The 20,267-nt window shown below is 39.3% G+C and carries 15 protein-coding genes; 4 read left to right on the forward strand and 11 right to left on the reverse strand.

Annotated features, from left to right (window positions below; translation table 11 throughout):
• Nucleotides 1-127: 127 nt before the first annotated feature.
• Together FN960_RS04010 and FN960_RS04015 are read right to left on the reverse strand one after the other, a co-directional pair.
• Nucleotides 128-865: an HIRAN domain-containing protein gene (locus FN960_RS04010; RefSeq protein ID WP_143847164.1), complete on the reverse strand. Its 738-nt coding sequence runs from the start codon at nucleotides 863-865 to the stop codon at nucleotides 128-130.
• A 16-nt stretch (nucleotides 866-881) separates the two neighbouring features.
• Nucleotides 882-1,715, reverse strand: a complete 834-nt coding sequence (locus FN960_RS04015) for a HipA domain-containing protein (protein ID WP_143847167.1) — start codon at nucleotides 1,713-1,715, stop codon at nucleotides 882-884.
• Nucleotides 1,716-1,824: 109 nt separating this feature from the next.
• Here FN960_RS04015 and FN960_RS04020 point away from each other — a divergent pair, with 109 nt between their 5' ends.
• Together FN960_RS04020 and FN960_RS04025 are read left to right on the forward strand one after the other, a co-directional pair.
• Nucleotides 1,825-2,358, forward strand: a complete 534-nt coding sequence (locus FN960_RS04020) for a hypothetical protein (protein WP_143847169.1) — start codon at nucleotides 1,825-1,827, stop codon at nucleotides 2,356-2,358.
• A gap of 67 nt (nucleotides 2,359-2,425) precedes the next feature.
• Nucleotides 2,426-3,148 (forward strand): M48 family metallopeptidase, encoded by a 723-nt coding sequence (locus FN960_RS04025; RefSeq protein WP_143847170.1) that lies wholly within the window; start codon nucleotides 2,426-2,428, stop codon nucleotides 3,146-3,148.
• A gap of 32 nt (nucleotides 3,149-3,180) precedes the next feature.
• On the opposite strand, the gene FN960_RS04030 is transcribed toward FN960_RS04025, so the two are convergent.
• The 9 genes from FN960_RS04030 to FN960_RS04065 all read right to left on the reverse strand — a co-directional run bounded on the left by FN960_RS04030 (nucleotide 3,181) and on the right by FN960_RS04065 (nucleotide 18,018).
• Nucleotides 3,181-6,105, reverse strand: coding sequence for a type I restriction endonuclease subunit R (locus FN960_RS04030; RefSeq protein ID WP_143847172.1), 2,925 nt, complete (start codon nucleotides 6,103-6,105; stop codon nucleotides 3,181-3,183).
• Nucleotides 6,106-6,134: 29 nt separating this feature from the next.
• Nucleotides 6,135-7,385: a restriction endonuclease subunit S gene (locus tag FN960_RS04035; protein ID WP_143847174.1), complete on the reverse strand. Its 1,251-nt coding sequence runs from the start codon at nucleotides 7,383-7,385 to the stop codon at nucleotides 6,135-6,137.
• The gene (locus FN960_RS04040; protein WP_143847176.1) at nucleotides 7,382-8,878 is read right to left on the reverse strand and encodes a type I restriction-modification system subunit M; all 1,497 of its coding nucleotides are present in this window, start codon (nucleotides 8,876-8,878) and stop codon (nucleotides 7,382-7,384) included. Before FN960_RS04040 ends, FN960_RS04035 begins: the two co-directional genes overlap by 4 nt.
• A gap of 30 nt (nucleotides 8,879-8,908) precedes the next feature.
• Nucleotides 8,909-9,358, reverse strand: a complete 450-nt coding sequence (locus FN960_RS04045) for a hypothetical protein (protein WP_143847178.1) — start codon at nucleotides 9,356-9,358, stop codon at nucleotides 8,909-8,911.
• Nucleotides 9,355-11,346: an AAA family ATPase gene (locus FN960_RS04050; RefSeq protein WP_143847179.1), complete on the reverse strand. Its 1,992-nt coding sequence runs from the start codon at nucleotides 11,344-11,346 to the stop codon at nucleotides 9,355-9,357. The genes FN960_RS04045 and FN960_RS04050 overlap by 4 nt, the downstream gene beginning before the upstream one ends.
• Nucleotides 11,346-11,516, reverse strand: a complete 171-nt coding sequence (locus FN960_RS22710; RefSeq protein ID WP_185970908.1) for a hypothetical protein — start codon at nucleotides 11,514-11,516, stop codon at nucleotides 11,346-11,348. Before FN960_RS22710 ends, FN960_RS04050 begins: the two co-directional genes overlap by 1 nt.
• 6 nt (nucleotides 11,517-11,522) lie before the next feature.
• Nucleotides 11,523-16,037 carry a sigma factor-like helix-turn-helix DNA-binding protein gene (locus FN960_RS04055; protein WP_143847181.1) on the reverse strand — a complete coding sequence of 1,505 codons (4,515 nt, stop codon included), beginning with the start codon at nucleotides 16,035-16,037 and terminating at the stop codon, nucleotides 11,523-11,525.
• 308 nt (nucleotides 16,038-16,345) lie between these two features.
• Nucleotides 16,346-16,903: a DUF4352 domain-containing protein gene (locus FN960_RS04060; RefSeq protein WP_185970909.1), complete on the reverse strand. Its 558-nt coding sequence runs from the start codon at nucleotides 16,901-16,903 to the stop codon at nucleotides 16,346-16,348.
• Between the two features lie 104 nt (nucleotides 16,904-17,007).
• Nucleotides 17,008-18,018 (reverse strand): helix-turn-helix transcriptional regulator, encoded by a 1,011-nt coding sequence (locus FN960_RS04065; RefSeq protein WP_143847184.1) that lies wholly within the window; start codon nucleotides 18,016-18,018, stop codon nucleotides 17,008-17,010.
• 135 nt (nucleotides 18,019-18,153) lie between these two features.
• On the opposite strand from FN960_RS04065, the gene FN960_RS04070 reads away from it, so the two are divergent.
• Both FN960_RS04070 and FN960_RS04075 read left to right on the forward strand, forming a co-directional pair.
• A complete protein-coding gene (locus FN960_RS04070; RefSeq protein ID WP_143847186.1) occupies nucleotides 18,154-18,540 on the forward strand; it encodes a VOC family protein in 387 nt (128 codons plus the stop codon).
• 145 nt (nucleotides 18,541-18,685) lie between these two features.
• Nucleotides 18,686-20,197: a helix-turn-helix domain-containing protein gene (locus FN960_RS04075; RefSeq protein ID WP_185970910.1), complete on the forward strand. Its 1,512-nt coding sequence runs from the start codon at nucleotides 18,686-18,688 to the stop codon at nucleotides 20,195-20,197.
• The last annotated feature ends 70 nt before the right edge of the window (nucleotides 20,198-20,267 follow it).

Below are 20,267 nucleotides of genomic sequence, written 5' to 3' on the forward strand. Positions count from 1 at the left end.
TTTAATTTGAATATTTTTTCCACGTATTGAAATTATACAAAAGTTCCGTGCTTAAAGGAACTTCCTACTAAAGTATAAAAAGAATGAACAAAGATTCTCTTCGCTCATTCTCTCTAAGTCTAATCATTCATTTCACAAGATGTTCCTCAACCGGGCTCATATTGGTATAGTTAACACTACTTTGTTCTACAACCCCTTGAAGATGGATCATGACCTTCATTTCCGGAATAGCGGTTTCTTGCTTCTTTAAAATTTTAGATTGATTCAATCTATTAATATTCTTAGTGATAAATTCACTGTAAACAGCGGGAGCATAACCTAATTTCTCACCTGACTTACTATGAATAGATACTGCAAAATCATCATGTTCATTGTAAGGTTCAAGGATTAAGTGTACAGTTTGATCCTTTTCTAAGTCACTCCACACTTTACTTCCGTTGTAATAACGCCATCCCTCAATGTGAAAGGTCAAATTAAAGGAACCAGACGGATCAACTGTAATAGGCATAATAAGCTCCATTGAGTCCATGTTAGTCTTTCCTTTTGTAATACGTAATAGCTCCATGTCCGAAGCTTTTGTGTCTACACCGAATTTCTCAAGAAGTTCATTGTAATCTGGTCTTCTCTTGTTAGGAAGTCTCTTTGTGAATGCAGGAAACAACGTCGGGGAGTAATAAGCCTTCCCCAGCGTAGGGAAATTTGCCAAAGGTAGAAACCCATTGTCCATTGCTTCAAATACGTTTCGAGAATGTCCATCTTTATTGTATTCAAAATAATAACCGTTGGATTTGTAATATAAGTTCCCTACGTGATACTTATACCTACTCTCCTTGTTTTGCCAAATTAGCCATAGTAAGTTTGACACAAGCAACGCTCCTTCCTTAGATTGTTTGAAGCCATTGCGATCGATAACTGATTAGTGAACACACCCAATCTTTTTCAATATGTGACATCCAATCATCAGGTACTTCATTAACAATATTTACAAGATCGCCTCGTTTTATGCCACAAAATCTTTTTAACTCTTTAGTATATTTATGATGATACATGTCCTTTAGATACGATAAAAGCATACTCATTTTAGGTTTTCTTTTCCCATTTACTTCGATTAATGTCTTTGAACGATTAGTAAAAGCTTGAAATCTGTTCGAATCACGCAACATTTCTTTCATTGTTTCTTTATTAGAATTGAATCCAAGTGCTGCTCCATTATCATACAAAGGAGCGAATACAACTTTATTATCCTCATCCCTAATTACAGCCCAATTTTCACAATGTCTATCCTGATTTGCTATGAGTGCATCAAAAAGACACATAGATATAACTTCATGTATTATATTGAATTTTTCCACCGAGTTTATTATGTTCTCTATAGTATAATGATCCAAGCTTAATGGATCAAACTCTTCTATAACACCTTTTATTAATTCTCCACCATCCTCCATAATCGCTCGAGCTGGTTGAATATTATCTAAAAGAACCCCTTTTTGTCCATTATTAATCGCCAGACGAACATTCATAATATCTAAGCCTAACATCTTACCTATCTCTGATGAAACTAGCTCAGCCCAATTTTCGTTGGACGTTGATTTAGGAATTTTAAAGAGCAACGAACCATTATTATTTGGTTCTTTAACCCATACTTTTTCTCTTGTACCAGAAACCTGTTTGATCCAATCTTCTTCCCAATTTGAAATATCAACAACTGAGTGCATAGATTAGACCACCCTTTTTATATGTATTAATAGCTAAGTAGCTTTATTATAATACACTTTATAATAAAATAGATAAGCAAGCGAAAGATTTCTGATTGGAGGGATTAGTGTGGCATTACATGCAGAAACATTTGTTGAAGAGTGGTTTAATCGGAACGGCTATTTCACAATTAGAGGTTTGAAGGATAAGATTGACGAGTGTGATATCCTTGCTGTAAAAAATACCGGAGATGGTGAATGGGATTGCATACACTGTGAAGTACAAGTTAGTATCAGACCGGTTGGATATATAAGCAAACTTACGAGTGAAGCACAGATTGAATTACAAGCTAAGACAAAAACAAGTGCAAAAATACGACCAGAATTGATTTTAGAACAATGTGCAAAAGCATGGGTCACAAATAAGTTTACCGCTACAAAGAAATATAATTTACGTAAGCAGTTAATATCAAATGGTGATTGGGGCTACATGTTTGTACATGGAAATGTAAAAGATGAAAGAGAGCTTTCATACATAGAAGCACAGGGTGTCGAGCTGTTTTCATTCAGAAAAATAATAGAGGATATGAGAACAAAGCAAACTAGTTTACAAATAACTGGTTCCTCAGCTGGCGACATGATAGATATGCTCGAATTCACCTAGAAATTGCTAGCATCAACTTCACTACTCTTTCTGCTATAATTATTAGAGCAAGAAAGGAGCCATAACCTTGCCACACTTTCAATTCGGAAAACAAACCATTTCATATCAAATTACAAGAAGCAATAAGCGTAAAACCCTCTCCATCCTTGTTGATGAAACAGGTGTTACGGTCAAAGCTCCTTCAGATACAGATGAAGAAAAAATCACTAAGGTTCTTAAACAAAAAGGCAGTTGGATTTCGACTCAGATTTCTGGATTCGAAGAGATAGAAGCTCATATTCCACGCCTATCCTTTTTATCGGGTGAAAAGCTCCCTTATTTAGGGAGATATTATCGTTTGAAAGTAAAAAAAGTAGAAATAAAAAATCCATCATTTCGTTTTTATCAAGGACGATTTCTTGCAGAAGTACCGGTACATGTTGATGAACGTTCTTACCGCGAATGGTTGTACCCGCTATATCAGGAGTGGATGAAAACCCATGGTGCCTCTTTTGCAAAGGAACGAATGAGACGCTATACGTTAATGCTTCGACGTGAACCCGTAGATGTAGTGGTGAAAGAACAGGATCAACGCTGGGGAAGTTGCACTCCTAGCGGGAAAGTTTTATTAAATTGGCGGATTTTCATGGCCAAGCCCTCTATTATTGATTATGTGCTCGCTCATGAACTAGTCCACCTTAAACATATGGATCATTCACCAGCTTTTTGGGAGACGCTACGGATGCTCTTGCCTGAATTTGAGATACGTAAAGAATGGCTGCGAGTCCATGGTCGCAGCCTGGCTGTATAGAAAAGGACCAGTCAGACTGGTCCTTTTATCTATTACATATTTCTTTCTGCCAATGCACTAAAAGCTCCAACTAACATTAACGTATCTTCTAATCCAATTTTCTTCTTAAGCAAAACTATTTTTAAATCACCGTTTAGCTTTCGCTTGAAATCTCTTTTCCCCTTCCAATCCGGAATCTGAGAAATGGTTTGGTTTAGAAATTGATAAATATCTTTTGCTATCTCTTTTAATTCCTCATCTGGCTTCAGTTCTCCCAATACCTCTGAGAGCTTATTATAAAATGGCTCAACTTCTGCATCCAACCCTGAATGAGTCTTGCCTTCTATCTTATCAAGCATTTCTTCTCTTTGTTTAAGCAACTCATCAATGAGATCGCCTATTTCAATTTTTCTTTCTTTAAACCGTTCAAGTAGTTCGTCAATTTTTTCTCGAAGTGTGGTATAGAACACAGGGTCTTCGTCCATACGGACACTAATTTCTTTCTTTAAAGCATGTTCCATTTTTGCTGCTTTTGACTCTGGTAGTTCATATTCCGCAAGTTCCTCTTTTATCTTAGAACTAAGCACAGATACAGGCTTCTTTACATCAATTCCATTGGATTGCAGATGATTGTACACAAGCCTTCGCACTTTCTCTCCACAATCAGCAATATCCATGCCATCATCCTCAGCAAATTGTGATTTAGCTAATTGACGTATAAGTCCTACATGCTTCAGATCCTCAAGATATGGGCCTGCCATTGGATTCGGCATCACTTTGTCCATACTTTCCGCAAAGCGTTTATAATGAACCTCGAATTGTGCCCGGACGTCCTCATCCTTTAAACGCAACACACTCTGCTCCCGTTGTGCTTTTGATAAGCCATCAAAAAACCGCATGGCTGAGCGATGACGTTGTTCTAGACGTGGCAATTCATCACTTATTGAATGTAGCGCACCTTTTACATCATTGGCACTAAAGATCTCCAAGGCCTCATCCAAAAATCGAGATACTCCAAAGTAATCGACAATGAGTCCATAGGTTTTATTTTCATCATACCTGCGATTTGTTCTGGCAATAGCTTGTAACAAATTATGCTCACGAATCGGTTTATCTAAATACATCACCTGTTCGATCGGCGCATCAAAACCCGTTAATAACTTGTCGCAAACAATGATCATTGCTAGTTTATCCTCTTCAAAAGGCTGCTTAAAGCGTTTAATTAGCTGTTTCTCTTCATCTTTTGAAACATGGTGACGCCGAAGATTGTCTTTATCATTATGACCAGCTGAAAAAATGACCGCTGTCTCAAACTGTCCTCCCGCGAACTCATCTATTAACTCTTTATAGGCAACGGCTGCCTCTCTTGATACTGCCACTACCTGGGCTTTATAACCGTTCACCAGAATATGACTCTCAAAATGTTTTACAAGATCCCAGGCAATCTCTCGCATGCGTTCAGGAGCAGTTAAAATTAATGATTCATTCACATGTTTCTGCCTAATCTTATCACGTGTCTCATCATCATATTCATGAAACACTCGATTGAACATCTCATCCAACGAATCTCCTTTTACTTGAACACTCGGTAAACGAGATTCATAGAAAATCGGTACCGTTGCGCCATCCTCCACCGCTTGCTCTATCGTATATTTATCGATATATGAGCCAAATTTACCTGTCGTAGAACGCTTCTTCTTATCAATCGGTGTACCAGTGAATCCAATAAAGGTGGCATGAGGAAGGGCTCGACGCATATTTAATGCCAACCCTTTATATTGGGAGCGATGAGACTCATCCGTCATGACAATGATATTCTCTGATTCAGAGATAATTGGAAAATCGTCTTCAATCTCGTTTGTTTGGAACTTCTGAATAAGCGTCATCACCGTCGTTCCAGGCCCTTTGCCTAACTGAACTTTCAAATCAGCAACCGATGAAGCCTGTGTTGGATTAGGGAAACCGCACTGTCTAAATGTGCCTGTAATTTGATCATCCAGGTCTTGGCGATCCGTAATGATAACCAGCATTGGGTTTTCAAGCTTAGCAAGCCGGCGTACCTTCATCGCCAAATAAACCATCGTTAATGATTTTCCTGATCCCTGAGTGTGCCAAACAACTCCACCTCTGAGCTCTGGTCTATCCTCTTTCTCCATGCGCTCAATCGCCTTGTTCACCGCACGATATTGCTGATAACGCGCCAGCTTCTTCACCTTGCCATCAAAGACAATAAAGTTACGCATCAAATCAAGCAGAGCTTCTTTACGTAACATGCCTGCTACGAGAATCGCCTGATCATACTCACTTCCAACTTCTTCATGAGTAAGCGGATATGGATCCTTCCATAGGCCATAATGCTGAGCCTTGGCAAAAAGTGTACCAACTCTAGCGCGATGTAGACTGGTTACAATCAGCATTTGATTATACCAAAACAAGCGTTCATGCGTATCCACATAGCGTTCAAACTGACGAACCCCTTCAGGAAGCTGTTGATCACCTTTAAGCTTTGGACTTTTACACTCAATTACAACAACTGGAAACCCATTTACATATAACACGATATCAGGACGAATGGTGCCATTCGCATTCTCATAACTGATCTGATTGACAACAAGGAAGTCATTATTCTCTACATTCTCAAAATCAAACAAACGAACCGTCTGATTCTTCTTCCCTCCACTTACATCCTGCAATACAGAAATGCCATCGCCAAATAACCATTCGAAGACTTGCTTGTTCGCGCTCCACGTATCTTCTGCTGGGAACGTCGTCAGTTGTTTGATCACTTTGTCACGATTACTTTTTGATATCCACGGATTGAGTTGTTGAATAACCGCAGCCAATCGTTCTTCCAATAGAAAGCTCCCTCGACTACTACGCTCACTATCAAGGTCAGAACCTTTTTTATATGTATATCCGTAGGTTTGAAGCTGTTCAATAAACGGCTTCTCCACCTCTTCATATTCAAGTTGCGACATTACTTCACCTCCAGTTGAGGGGCAACGGCTTACACCGTTACCCTTATCTTCCCTGTTAGTAATTGCTGCATGAGGCCTTTCTTTAACTCGGTTACCTTCTCCTTCTCATTCTCGTAGGTGTCAAGTTGTTCATCGACTGAGGAGAGGAGGGAGGCGATTTTTTGTTGTTCGTGGAGAGGGGGGAGAGCAATTTTAAAATTTTTTATTCTAGTTAGTGCTAATTTAGGTTGAGCATTTTGTGTTTGTTCTCTTTTAATTAGTTTCTGAATTAATTCTGACATCAAGTAGTATTTCAAATAAATATTATCACATGTTATTTCAGAAATACGGTCTGCATTTTCTGTTAAATTCGCTCCACTAAGCCGTCTAGGAATTTCCCCTACTATTCCCAAACTACCAGCTACCGAAATAAACAAATCACCATAAAAAATTCTATAACGTTCAATTTGTGATATCACATCATTTGGAACATAATAAAAATCATGATCTTTTATTCCACCCATAAACATATCAGCGACTCTAATATAAGGTCTCTCTGTTTGTATTTCTGTTAGTAGCTTCCCCTTTGGCAATCTTTTACCACCAGATACTCTTGCTATATCTTTTAGAGACTTAACCTCCCACCCCACCGGAATCTCCCCCAATTCCGTCTTCTTAAATTCCGTGTGGCCAATGCCTTTTGTCAGCAAGCGCTGCATGAGCCCTTTTTTCAGTTCCTTCGTTTTCTCAATCAACTCCTCAATTGTTTCCAATTGCTCATCCACCGTCGAAAGAATTTCGGCGATCTTTTGCTGTTCGAGGAGGGGGGGAAGGGGTAATTGAGTGGTCCTTAAATCATTCCCGTTTATTGCTGTAAAAGTGCTTCCTTGGCCAAGCGTTGAAAATGCCTCTTTTTTACACTTTAGATAGAAATATAAATACATCTGCGAAATCTCACTTGGTCTTATTGCCGCTAACCCACGGCCTATGCAAGACCTTTGGTTACATAAATTAATCTCTCCAACTGGTGCTCTAACTGAAAATAATATATCTCCAGGTTCTGCAATTTTCTTAGGTTGATCACACCATTTTTTTACAACAGGATATTTCCAGCCAAATTCTGCTTTACCTTGAAAAAAAGGCAACCCTATACCTTCTTCATTGTAACTCTCTGAGAGAGGCGACTGTCCTAATATAACTTCAGACACTTCTCCTAGTTCTAATACCTCCCACTCCTCAGGCATCTCTCCCAACTCCGTCATCTTATACCCTTCTCGTACTACCTTCGCTTCCACACTCATTTCTTCTCACCAATCCCTAGTTCTTGCAAATAACCATCAAGCTTTACCTTAATCTCAGAATGCTTGGCTTCAAGTTCGTTCAATTCTCCTAACACTGCTTCTATATCCAATTGTTCTTCTTCTTCTAATTTATCGACATATCGAGTAATATTTAAGTTATAGTCATTAGCTTTAATTTCATCTATACTAACAACTTTTGCGTACTTCTCAATATCTTCAAACGCATTAAAGGCTTCGGTGATTTTCTGTACGTCCTCATCACGTAAGGCATTCTGATTTTTTCCTTCTTGGAATTCGTCTTCTGCTGCGATAAAGAGAACTTTATCTTTACGCTCTTCTGCTTTGTTTCGGTTAAATAGTAGGACCGCTGCTGGAATTCCCGTTCCGTAAAAGAGGTTTGCTGGCAAACCAATGACTGCTTCTAGTTGATCGGCTTCAAGCAACCCTTGACGGATTTTCCCTTCGGCTCCGCCACGGAATAAGACACCGTGTGGCATAACGACTCCTGCTACTCCTTCTGAGCGCAGAGAAGATACCATGTGTTGAATAAAAGCGTAATCCCCGGCATTTTTAGGTGGGATTCCGTATTGGAAACGACCGTATGGGTCTGCTTCTGCTTCTTCACGCCCCCACTCTTTTAATGAGAATGGAGGATTGGCAATCACTCGGTCAAAGAGCATAATCTCTTCGTCTTCTACTAATTTAGGATTACGAATCGTATCTCCTCGCTCAATGCGATGATCCGGCAAGTTGTGTAATAGTAAATTCATTTTTGCGATTGACCAGGTACCCAGATTCTTCTCTTGTCCAAAGAGAGAGAGTGATTGTGGATTTCCACCACTCTTTCGTACGTAATCAACAGACTGAATCAACATTCCGCCTGACCCACAAGTTGGATCATATACACGCATTCCTGACTCTGGCTGGATTAAGTTCACAATAAGCTCAACGACTTTTGTAGGGGTATAGAACTCGCCACCTTTTTTGCCGGCGTCATTGGCAAACATCTTAATCAGATATTCATAGGCACGCCCCAACAAATCTGGTTCAAATAGGTTACTATTTGCCAGTTGAATCATGGAAAAATGTTGTAATAAGCGTTGCAAAATTTCATCTGTTAAGACTTCTTTCCGGTTAAAATCAATGGGTGTTAGTACGCCTTCAAGTGTGGTGTTCTCATTCTCCAACGCTTCAAATGCAATATTAATCTTTGAACCAATGTCATCACTGTGTTTACGAATTTCTTCCCATTGAGCCGCTTTTGGTACATAGAATTGATATTGCTCTGAATCATCGGCAAGCATTTCGCCAATTTCTTCGCCGTGCTCTTGGTACAAGTTGTCGCGCTCTTCTTTAAAGTTATCGCTAAGGCGTTTCAAAAATAATAAGCCAAAAATGTAATTTTTATAGTCACTGGAATCAACGGAACCTCTTAAGATATCAGCCGACTTCCATAAATGGGCTTCTAATAGTTGTAATGTTAATTTACTCATGTTTGTCTCCTTCTTGATGCTTCTATTTCATTAAAACGGCACACTCACACTATCCTCATGCACATAACGCATTAACGCGAGTAGTGCCTCCTGCTCTTTCCCCGGCAAAAGATGAACCGTTCCATCTTCTGCTGTAAAAACAAATTCATGAATCACTGTTGTAGTTAGTATCTCTAATCCTGTCGTCACAAAGCTCTCCGCTTTCGTCAGGCATTCTTCATCTTCATATATCACCGAGTCACGATCGTACAAAACCGTGCGTATTAAGTCTAACTGACCGCTGCCAAAAATAACAGCACGGATGATGGCTGTTAGGCCTCCGCGGTCTGTGTTTTCGGTTCGTTGTTTGGCACCGAGGACAAAAGCGGTCATAAATAGTTGTTGATAGTCTTGTATGATATTTGCTTCTTTTAATTCTTGGAAGAAGGGGACAAAGCGTTTATGAACTTTGATACGGCGGTCTTTGGCCATTGTACTCATACATGTATTCCCTTTCTAACTGTTGTAATTTCGGTTACGCCTTTTTCTTTTGTGACAAGCTGATACATGTGGCCGAGGTGACCCATGTCTTCGAGCATATCTTTCTGCTCGTCCGTGAATTCACGGTCTGTTACTAGGAGAATCCATTGTGAGCAGACATTTGGTATATATGAAATGAGATTGTTGTGATGCTCACTGGATAAACGACCAAACGGTGTATCCATAAACAATGGTAGTTCTAGCGTTGATTCGCCTCCTGCTAATTGAGCAAGTGCTGTGATAAAACTAAGTGACAAGATTTGGCGTTGTCCTTGTGAAATGTTAGCCAAGAACTCTTGTCCAAATCCGTTTTCTACTTCAAGTGAATAGTCAGGCTTTATTTTGACTTTACGGATGTTAGTTAAACTACCTTCATCGAGCAAGTATTGTAAGTTTTGCATAGCTACATCCTCCAACTCACGCATCATACTTTGCTCAAAGGTTTGTATCATTCCTTTTAATGTAATTGCTGCTTTCTCTACTTCTTCCTGTTTCCGAAGTAGCTGTTTGTGGATATCACTTTTTGCTTTTAAGATGTTAGCTTCTGTTTTTAACGTTTGAAGTTCGTCTTCCGCTTCTTTTAAATGTACTTCTTGCTTTCTTAAAAATGCCATATGAGAACTTCTATCTTCCATAACCTTGTCACGCTTAGAAATGATCTCAGCAATCGTTCCGGCTGCCTGTTCATATCGCTTATTAGCGACATCTTGGACGGTTGTTTCTTGATTCAATCTTTTTTTAGTTACTTGCTTCTGGCGTTCGAGTAGCTGTTCCAGTTCTTCTGCTTTTCCTTCTAACTGACCAATGAGTCGAGTTGTTGTAGCCAAAAGTGGGTAGTATTGTTTCTTTTCTTCACTTTTTTTCGCTGCTTCAATAAGGGACTCAATGGCTTGATAACTTTCTGAACCTTTATCAAATGCACGATCACAAATGCACGTTAAATCCTCCAATAAATGATTCAGCCAATCCACTCCTACACCCGACTGTTCTGTCGTTCCTGATAACAGTGTGTTGATAGATGTTTGGACACGATAGAGTTGGTCTTTTGCCAATATCAGTGGCAGGTGCTGGTTCATTTTTATTAGCTCTTCAATAACCTGTTGCTCTTGTTGTTTTGACTGGTCCAAAATTGCTAGTTGTTGTGTGAATACTTCTTCCGCTTTCCTTTGTTCTTCATATTGATTTAGCTGATCCGTTAAGCTATCGAATTGCTCGTCCATTTTTTCAATGGTTTCCGTCAATTGTTCACTCTCAGTCTTTGCTTTTTCAATCTCTTCTTCCAAAACAAGTTGGCGTTGTAAGTTCTGCTGGAACCTCCCAGTAGAATGCCGTTCCAGCTGTTTTTTTACGTCACTGGCTACAATCGCTATCGCTTTCTCAGCATCACGCAGTTGATCAATATTTAACAGGTTTTTAATTCCGGCTGCTACGTCCTTACGTTGAATTGAGCTGGCTCGCGTCAGGCGTTCCATCCGCTCCCCATCAAAAAAGAAGTAATGCTTCATTCGATTATCTAAGATAGTCGTCACAACTTGGTCCACTTCATCTTTGCTAGTTATCTGTTTATCGTCAAAAGTTAGCGTGACACTTCGATCAGATATATATAATGTGTCCGTTTCTCCAACTGATGCAAGTAGAGATCGTGTAAGCTTGTACACCGTATGCCCTTGAGAAAACTCAATAGTAACTATAACTTTGACAGGTTGTTTCACTGTTTTTGCTTCATCTAACGCTTTTATGTTGGGAATGACAATATTCGAATCATTCCCATCTTGATCTAATCGTTCATCCCCATAAAGGGCGAACAATACAGCACGGTAAATCCCGGTCTTACCGCGCCCGTTTTCACCGCGAATCACTGTGACGATCTCTTCATCTGCAGCGAAAGAAATTGATTGTTCACCGTAAAATTGTCGGAAATGATGCATAGTAAGGTTATGGAGAATCATTACACGTCCTCCTTCAACAGCTGATCAATCTGTCGGTCTAATCTTTTTGCCTGTGCTTGAACAGAGAGTCCTGTTTCTGCTGTTTCAACCGCGCTTTTAATGATAGTGGTCGTTATTTCTGAAGCATGTGTGTCCCCAATCATCCGTTTCATTAATTCTTCTTGTTTCATAACGATTTACTCCTCCACCCAATCTCGTAGCACGAATTCATCCCCTTGCAGAATAAAAGGGGTTTGGCCCATTTCCAAAGCTTGATTGGCTTCAAAGCTCAGGACGCCGTTTTTATTAAAGCCTAGCTGTCTTAAATGTTTTTCCAACACACTCTTTTTGACGGTGCCTCCATAGTTATCAGTTATGAGGTACGTAAGGAAATCCACATCAGAGCAAAGGTTCTCTTTATGAGCTATCAGCTTTCGCATGCTGCCTATCTCAATGAAACCATCTATACGAAGGAGCAAATCCGAGAATAGATCCTCCGTCCAAGTCATCTCATTTGCTAGTTCAGGCTTTTCCACCCCATAATATAGCTCTTCCACTTGAACAAAAGGTAGGTCTGAGCTTGTAAGATAGTGTGTTACGTTTGTTCTCAAGCTCTTTTCTTTATCTTCGGTCCACTCTATGATATCTCGGTGAATGTACTCTCCAAATTTCCCACGAGTGTAATAAAATAAATTCTCTGACTTGACCAATACTTGATCTACGTAGTCAGACACTCCGCCTATCTCATCAATAAAATCAATTAATTCTTCACGAGGAATTTCTCGTTCCTCTTCTCGAGCATACCCTTCAACTAGACTCACTTTAGAGAGCCGTTCAATATTTGCTTCTGCAGACAACACATACGGATGACGTTTAAATTGAATGGACTCATCTTGATTTCGATCTGCAAGGAGCACATATAACAATTGTGGTGATTGAATACCTATCTGCTTACACATCACTTGGTGATTTAAGTACATTTTATGAATAAGAACAAACTCTTTTGTTATAAGAGCACCACGAATAGCATCGTAAATTGGTTTAAGCGTTGCATATTGAATGTCATCATAAAAGCTAAACAACACATATACGCCTCTTTGTTCTTGTACAAATGGTCCGCTTGACAAAGTTAATTGCAACGTATAATCTTTCCACCCTTGTTTCTTTACAAATTCCTCACGAAGTATTTGGCTAGAGGCCCTTCCCCCATGTTCTCTCATAAACCGCTTAATTCGATCCGCATTATATTGAAAATCCTGTTCTTCCTTTGTAATTAAGGGATATTTCGGTAGATAAAAAACGCCCGAGCCAAATAATCGTAATAACGTATAAAGGGCATACTCAGTTGGGACCTTGTGAGCAACCAATTGTTCTTCAAATTTATCAAAGATTATTCGGATTTGTAGCTCACTTTGAGACTCAAATCGTTGAAGAATGTCTTGCTCAATGATTCTTAGCAGTTCTGTTGGAATATCTACGTAATCTCGATGTATATAGATGCCTCTCCCCCAAAGTAATAAGCGATCCACCGCTTCGTCTCGATTACATAGAGCAGAAAAATCTCGTTCACTTGCAAAAAGACCTTCTACCAGTTGGTTCCCTTTTTCATTTAATTCTTCTGCTCTTTTGTACACTTCAACACCTTCTGGATATTGACGCATAACGAGTTCAGCCAACTCAAGCTTTGTAGACGAGACCAACACATAACCTTTAGCTGGAGTGGCGGTTTGTTTAAAATGCTCAGCAAATACCGCATCCATTTTTCCAAGGGGCCATGGGGTATTCTCAGCAAACCATTTATAGACTTGAGCCAGTGAAGATTCAACTCCGGTAAATGTTTCTTTTAACTTAAGTAGTACACCTTTTTTCTCTTCCTCTCGGACTACTTCAGGCATATTAGTAAGTAGATTACTTTCCTCTTCTATAAATATATTTGCTTGCTTCTCTAAAGCTTCTAATATGAGATGATCAATGAAATGACCCGAGTTGAACCATACATTCTCTAGATAAGGTGAATCCCCAAGCTTTTTGGTAAGTAAATGAACTAGCTCAGATCCTTCGTTCGCAATAGTTGATAATGTTTTTTTAATAATTTGTCTTATGCGCTCTCGGGTCACACCGAATTCTTGACCAAGTGTTTCCAAAGTGGCTGGCTCATTTCTTTGCATCCGAGTAAAACGTTCTAATAGGATCTCACGAGGACGTTCCTTTACTATTTTATTCTGTTCTTGTAAGGACTCTCGTAAATTATTAATAACTAATTCAACCTGGTTGCTTAAAGAAAGTGTTTCATAGTCCCTTTTCTTTTCTAAACGTTCAATTTCAGAACTAAGCTGGTCAAAGAATTTACGAATAGCTGTATGGCCAATGCTCTTTAATTCGGTTAATTTCTCTAATCTTGGAGGAAGATCACCAATTGTAAGAAACCCGGCTTCATTAAAACGCAAGATTAGAATATTAACTGATTGGAAAGTCATATCTGATAATAAAAATGATCGACTTGAATCATCTAACTCTATGATCTCAGACTGATAATGTAAGTTTTGATTTGGTATGATTTCTTCTTTTGTGTGTTCATACGCTTGTATTTTTATTACCTTAAGTTGATGGATGAACTTTTTCATTACACCAACACCCACACCTTTGTATTTACCAATAAATGGACTTAAATCAATTGGCAAATCCTTTATGTATTGATATCCATCACTATTCAAACAGAGCATAAGGCGGGTAGATCTAGAGAACAATTCTGTAGATAGGGGTAAATCTAAAATATCTCCTGGTAATGTATATTGATCATCTAAAAGCTGAAAAAAAAACGGTTCCTTCTCTTCTTTCTTTGTTTCAACAGTCTGTTCTAGAAAATGCAATGGTTTTTCATCAAGATCTTTGAAAAGATATTCGAGTGACGAAATGGACAGTCCATTTAATTGCGTTGTCATATCAATCCCATAGGAAACTAACCGCTCCCGATGAACAGAACTGAGCAAGTCCTTTAACAAAATATCTTGATTTGTAACTTGTAAAAAACCACTCTCAGTATTTATCTCAAATGGTACGAAATTGTTTAATGCGCCTTCAAATCGAATACCCATTACTGCCATAAACTGAATAAGCTCATAGAACAAAGGTTGGTTCTTTTGATATAACTCACGCATGTCGCTTATCTTTAATGAAGTGATCGTTCTTTGTCCTGCTTTTGCTAATAATTCTCGACCAACCTTATTATCTGAGATAACATTATTCATTACTTCTTCTGGAAGTGGCAAGGTCCATTCCCCTACTTGGTATGAGGATAGTGGTCGAATGATCTTAAACATCATTTGATGGGTTTCTTCTAGTGTTGGCTCTTTCAGAACTTCTACATTGCCGCTCTCAGGCGTGATGAGAGGGTTTTCTTGTAATGGCTTCGATTCAACTTCTTTAAAATGTTGTTCTGAATCTTCTTTAGTAGTTTTCTCCAGTGCCTCAAAATCTTCGGGCCGTCTTTCCTCTTGTTTAGAGTCCTCGGACGTTGTGAGAGTACTAAGCTCTTCAGCCCCCTCGACGTAGAGATTGTCTTTTTTCTTATTCAATAAGAACCATGCAGCTTGATTTCCTGTCGCCTTACTTCCTTTTTTCGTGAATCTGAAATAGATCTTTTGTTCCTTTAATGGCTTAAATTCAGGTTCTAGTTCCCAGCCTCCAATTACCCACAGCGTGCCACCCGTTGTCCTCTTGTCGATGACTTCCAACCCTTTAGCCGTTAGATAGTCTTTCAGTTCTAAGCCACTTTCCTGATCAGGTTGAACGGCTGGTTTCTCTTGATCTTCTAAAGTATCTTCTACACCTTCAACCATGACAAACAATTTTGAAGCTGAACGTTTGTTCACAAGAAACCAAGCCGGTTCCTCTTTTGTTGCTTTGCTCCCTTTACTCGCATAGCGAAAATAAATTTTGTTTTCTTTTAATGCAAGCAACTGTTCTGACAGATCCCATCCCCCTACCACCCATAAAGCTCCTTGATTTTCGCGTTTATCAATTATTGTATAACCTAAGTGTTTTGTTAAGTACTCGGCAAGCATAACCTTAGTTTGAGATGACTTTGAAGTACTAGGTTCTTTTTTAACCGCCGAAGTTGCAGTCTGTTCGGCTGAGGGATCAGCTTCTATAGTTGCAGCCATCTCTTTTTGAGCAGTTGTTTCAGTACTTTGAGCTTGCTCTAGCTTCTCCATAAACTGATTAAGCAAAGGGGCCATCTTTTCATCCATTAATTGCGCCATGACACGTTCAATATCAGTTGTTGCCACACCACCACTATCTTGTATACGGGGTAGTTCATACGGCGGTAAGGTGAAATCAGTTTCTCCATAACATTCCACATACCATCCTGCTAGATCATATAAATTCCTATGCGCATTGATTGCGAGCTCCACAGATCCATAGTTTGGTTGATGAGCTGCCTTATTGCCTTCACGACGCAGCCAATCAAACTTACTTTTCTGCTCGGCTTCAATCACTCCTTTACGTTCTAGCTTATGTACACGATCTACCTGCTTTATCTCATAGACTTCTTTTATGCCTTCTTGCTGATTTAATAGCAACGCAAGTTCTTCCGCTACAATACGTGTTTTTGAAAGCACTGCTTGTGGTTCTTTGAATAAGAGTCTCTCAATTTCTTTACCCATTAAATCAAGTTCCGAGGAAATTTGCTCTAAAAAATCAAGTCCCATGACACATACCCCTTTCTAAAAAGTTATCATCTATTTTTCATTCGATTTTAAGTTTTTGTAGGCTTAAAGTATTATGTAACTATCTATATTTTAACATTTTTATAGAGGTTTTTGGGACATATAGTCATATTCAGCGAATAATATCTAAAGTTCCAATTGGTTTATTCAATACTCTGACCTTCTATTTTTTATAAATACAACGGAATGATTTATCTTTTTTGCCTTTCTAAGTTTTTAGCTTTTTATTAGTCTGCCACTAAGTATATTGGTAATGACCCCTGACACTACCTGTCAGGGGTCCCGGTCACTTATTCAATTCCTTCAATCGTCCAAATCGCCTGTCCACTTGCAAATGGGTCCTCAAAGATAAATTCATAAACACCGGATTGATCGACATCAAAAGCGACTTCCCCTCGCATGTCACGTCCCGGTCCTACCTCACCATCTAGTGAGCCTTTTACATCTGTGAAAAGGGCAATATCATGAGTGTAGCTGTCTTCGTCCTTAAGGCTCATTTGTAGCAATGTTGAAATGTTGGCTGCTTCTTCTGTCGTGTTTTCAATTGTTAGATCAAGAATAACGTACTGATCATTTTCTGGGGTTTCCCAATCAGAGCCTGCGCTGGTATAAGCTTCGTTTAAAGTGATTTCTAATCCATCAAAGTTCACCTTGTCCCCAAGGGTCAACGATTCTTCTACTACGTCCTCTTCTACTTCCTCTTCTACTTCCTCATTGTCCGTTGGCTCATCTACTTCTGCACCTTCTGCTTCATTGTTTTCAACTGGTTCAATTGAAGCCTCCCCACATGCTGTGAGTACAGTTACTGCCGCTAAAGTCATACCTGCTGATAGAATCCATTTTTTCATACTGTTCATTCTCCTCATTAGTTGATATCTTTATCTTAGCGCTCCCACTGACAACAACTGTCAGGTCAGAAAAAAAGAATAAAAAAAGAAAACCGTGCGTAAGCTCACGATTTTCGATAGCGACTCATTTGAATTTTGTACTCATTATGGATTTCATCTCTAATATCTTGTGGTTCAAGTACTTCCGCGTCCAGTCCAAAACCTCGTACCCACCTGAGAAACTCTTTTCTGCTCTTGACGGTTGCTTTTAGTACAACTGCACCATCTGCCTCTTTTGTGACCGAAGTCTCTGTATAAAATGTAAATTCATCCACATAACGAGCAATATTCGGATCAAAACGCACCATAAACGTAGTTTCTTCCTCATCCTCCGCGATGATTGTCCACCGATTTTCTAAGTAGGTGTCTACATCAAATGTCTTATCTATTTCAAATGTTTCTTCTTGAAGGGTTACACTTAAGAATCGATTTAAGCGAAAGGTTCGGTACCCCTCTCTCATCGTACAATATGCGAGTACATAGAGATGTCCACTTCTTGGTAGGACATAATAGGGGTGAATGATTCGTTTGGCTGTTGTGTCATTGTAAATGGCATAATATTCAATCTCAATCGCTCTATTTTCAATAATAGCTTGAAATAGCTGAGGCATTACGTGATTCTTATCCTTATTTCCAACTTGATCATGAAAACGAATTCGATCGCCAAGCTCTTCACTGACTGCAAGTAAAGGAGCCGATGTAGTGTCCTTGCTCAATCCTTTCATTTTTTCAATGCCTGTTTTATAAGCATGATGAACAGGATGCTCATTATGTAAAAAGTCATTTGTTATCAACGGGTAGACCGTTAGAGCAAGCCACTCCTGCTGTGATAATTTTCGGTTTGGAGTGACCGGACTGTCAATGAGACGATAGCCGCTTTTACCTTCCGTCACATAATGTACGCCGACCTCCTCAAGCAATGCCATATCTCTATAAATCGTTCTCTGCGTTGTATTACAATAATCTGCTAGTTCATTCGAAGTAATGGTTTCCCGCTCTTTAAGTAAATTCAGTATCGTAAATAAGCGTTCAGCCTTTTGAATATCTCTTTTCACTGTACCAGGACTATTACCCATGGAAACTCCTCCTGTTTTTTCCTATATTACTAGTGTAAGGTCTCTATAAATAGAAGTCAAAACAACTATAAACAGGAACCTCCCTACTACATGTCGAAACTAAAATGATCAAATAATTAGCTAAGGAGCTGAATCATGCTTCAACAAATTCTATATTGCCATATCCCAGTAAAGTCTTTAAAACATTCCATTCAATGGTATAGTGATGTGCTCAAATTATCTTTTGTTTGGCATAGCGAGGAGGAGCTACAAGCCCAATTAAATTTGCCATCTGGACAGATGCTATTTTTGGTTGAAACAGGTGTAACAACGAGGGCTACATTTATGAAAAAAGATGAGGAGCAAGCCATCGTAGCCTTTCAAACCAAAGACATCGATCAACTGCATCAACATCTTTTAGAACATCAAGTAAAAGTAGAGACCATCACAAATGATGGACTCGGCAATTCCTTTTTGGACTTTTATGATCCAGATGGAAATAAGTTTAATGTGCAATGCGATGTAGATGAGGCGTCATCATGATGCACTGATGACAGTTCACAGATCTTCTACTGAATAGCCTCCATCATCTGTTAAGTTATTCAACTTTCCTCATTTGCCAAATATTCAGTCTATAGATAAAATGAAACCTATATACATACGTTATCTCACAAAAGGGGACGGTTTCATGGACACGATGATTTCTAAGGTGTGGTCGGTGAGTCAAACGTTTCTACGAGCCAGGCAGGTACATGAGGTATTTGATGTGATTACGTCAGCTGTTCAGGCACTCGTACCCCAGGCGGATATGGTCATATTGTATAAATATGATTCAACTCAGCAGGTGCTTCGTTTAGGGAGTGGGATTGGCATCGTGCATTCGTCGCTTAAACAGATCGCGTTTCTACCCGGTGAGTCTATGACCGGAGAGGTGTTTACTAGTAAAAAACCGATCCTTTGTTTTGGAGAGCAGGATGTTAAAGCTAAGATGGCTAATATCTCAGCTGACAATTTGCGTTGGTTTCGCCAGGGCACAGCAGAAAAAGAAGTTCGATATTCTTTTAGTGTGCCATTGCTCGCTGGCGATCGGTGCTTAGGCACATTAGCTGTAAATTGTTATCGACCGGGCAAGTCCTTTTGTCAGGATGATGTAAATACAGTGATTCAGCTTGGGATGCAAGGTGCGTTGGCTTTAGAACGGGCTCAATATCTTGAGCGTGAGGCCTTCATTCACAAACAATGGCAGCATCAAAAAACAATTCAGTCCGCATTTATGAAGGTGTTGATGGAGGCCGGGGATCTTGATCGAATGCTGACCGTCTTGCGTCGGTTACTAAATGATGCGTTTTCGATCAGCTTTTTAAAAGAAAGAACAGATTCTCCCTACTTATATCCAATCTCCAATCAAGATAAAGTATATGGCTGGCTTTGCTTATCTCACTCACCTACAAAAGAACAAGAGAATATGATAAAACAGGCTACTCAAGCAATTGCCGTGATATTAGGCTATGAATCTAGAAATGAAGAGAATGACTTACAGGAAAAAGAAGACTTGTTTACGAAGCTATTAGAGACGGACTCTCTGAGAGTCAGACGGCAATTATTTCAATCTCATAAAACTCCATTCGTACGTGCCCTCTGTTTATCTACTGACGGGACTATATCTTATAACCAGCTGCAGCATGCGGTTTTGGGTGAAACAAGCGAGTACACGATAATCCGGTATCGTTCAAATTGGTATGTGTATGTAAAAGCAGACGATATAGACTTTGAGGACTTAGCCCAAACACTTCAGACACTTCATCCGATCTCGATTGGCTTTAGCTCCATTCGTCATATTGATCAGTTCTCCCTATTATTTCAGGAAGCAAATGATGCTGTGGACCATGCAACTGGACAACCCTGCGTCTACTATGAACAACTAGGTCATAAACGTCTATGGAGCAGATTACCAGATTGGCAGAGGCAAGAGTTTGTTCAGGATTATCTGCGTCCATTATTTTTAATGGATCCAATGTATGAAAAAACCCTGGCTGCATTAATCGCCCATAATCGCGATCGTACAAAAACAGCTGAGGCCTTATTTATTCATCCCAATACACTCTATCAGCGTCTAAAAAAAATTGAGCATGAGCTACAAGTTTCCTTTGATCATGATGAAGACTGGATTAACATCGTTCTTTCTTTTTCAATGAAGTAAACATAGGAGCGTCCACACATTTTAGTCTAAATGAATGTGGGCACTCCTATTTTCTTTGAAAGATCAGAAA

The sequence above is a fragment of the Alkalicoccobacillus porphyridii genome (assembly GCF_007293315.1).
Taxonomy (GTDB): Bacteria; Bacillota; Bacilli; order Bacillales; family Bacillaceae_D; genus Alkalicoccobacillus; species Alkalicoccobacillus porphyridii.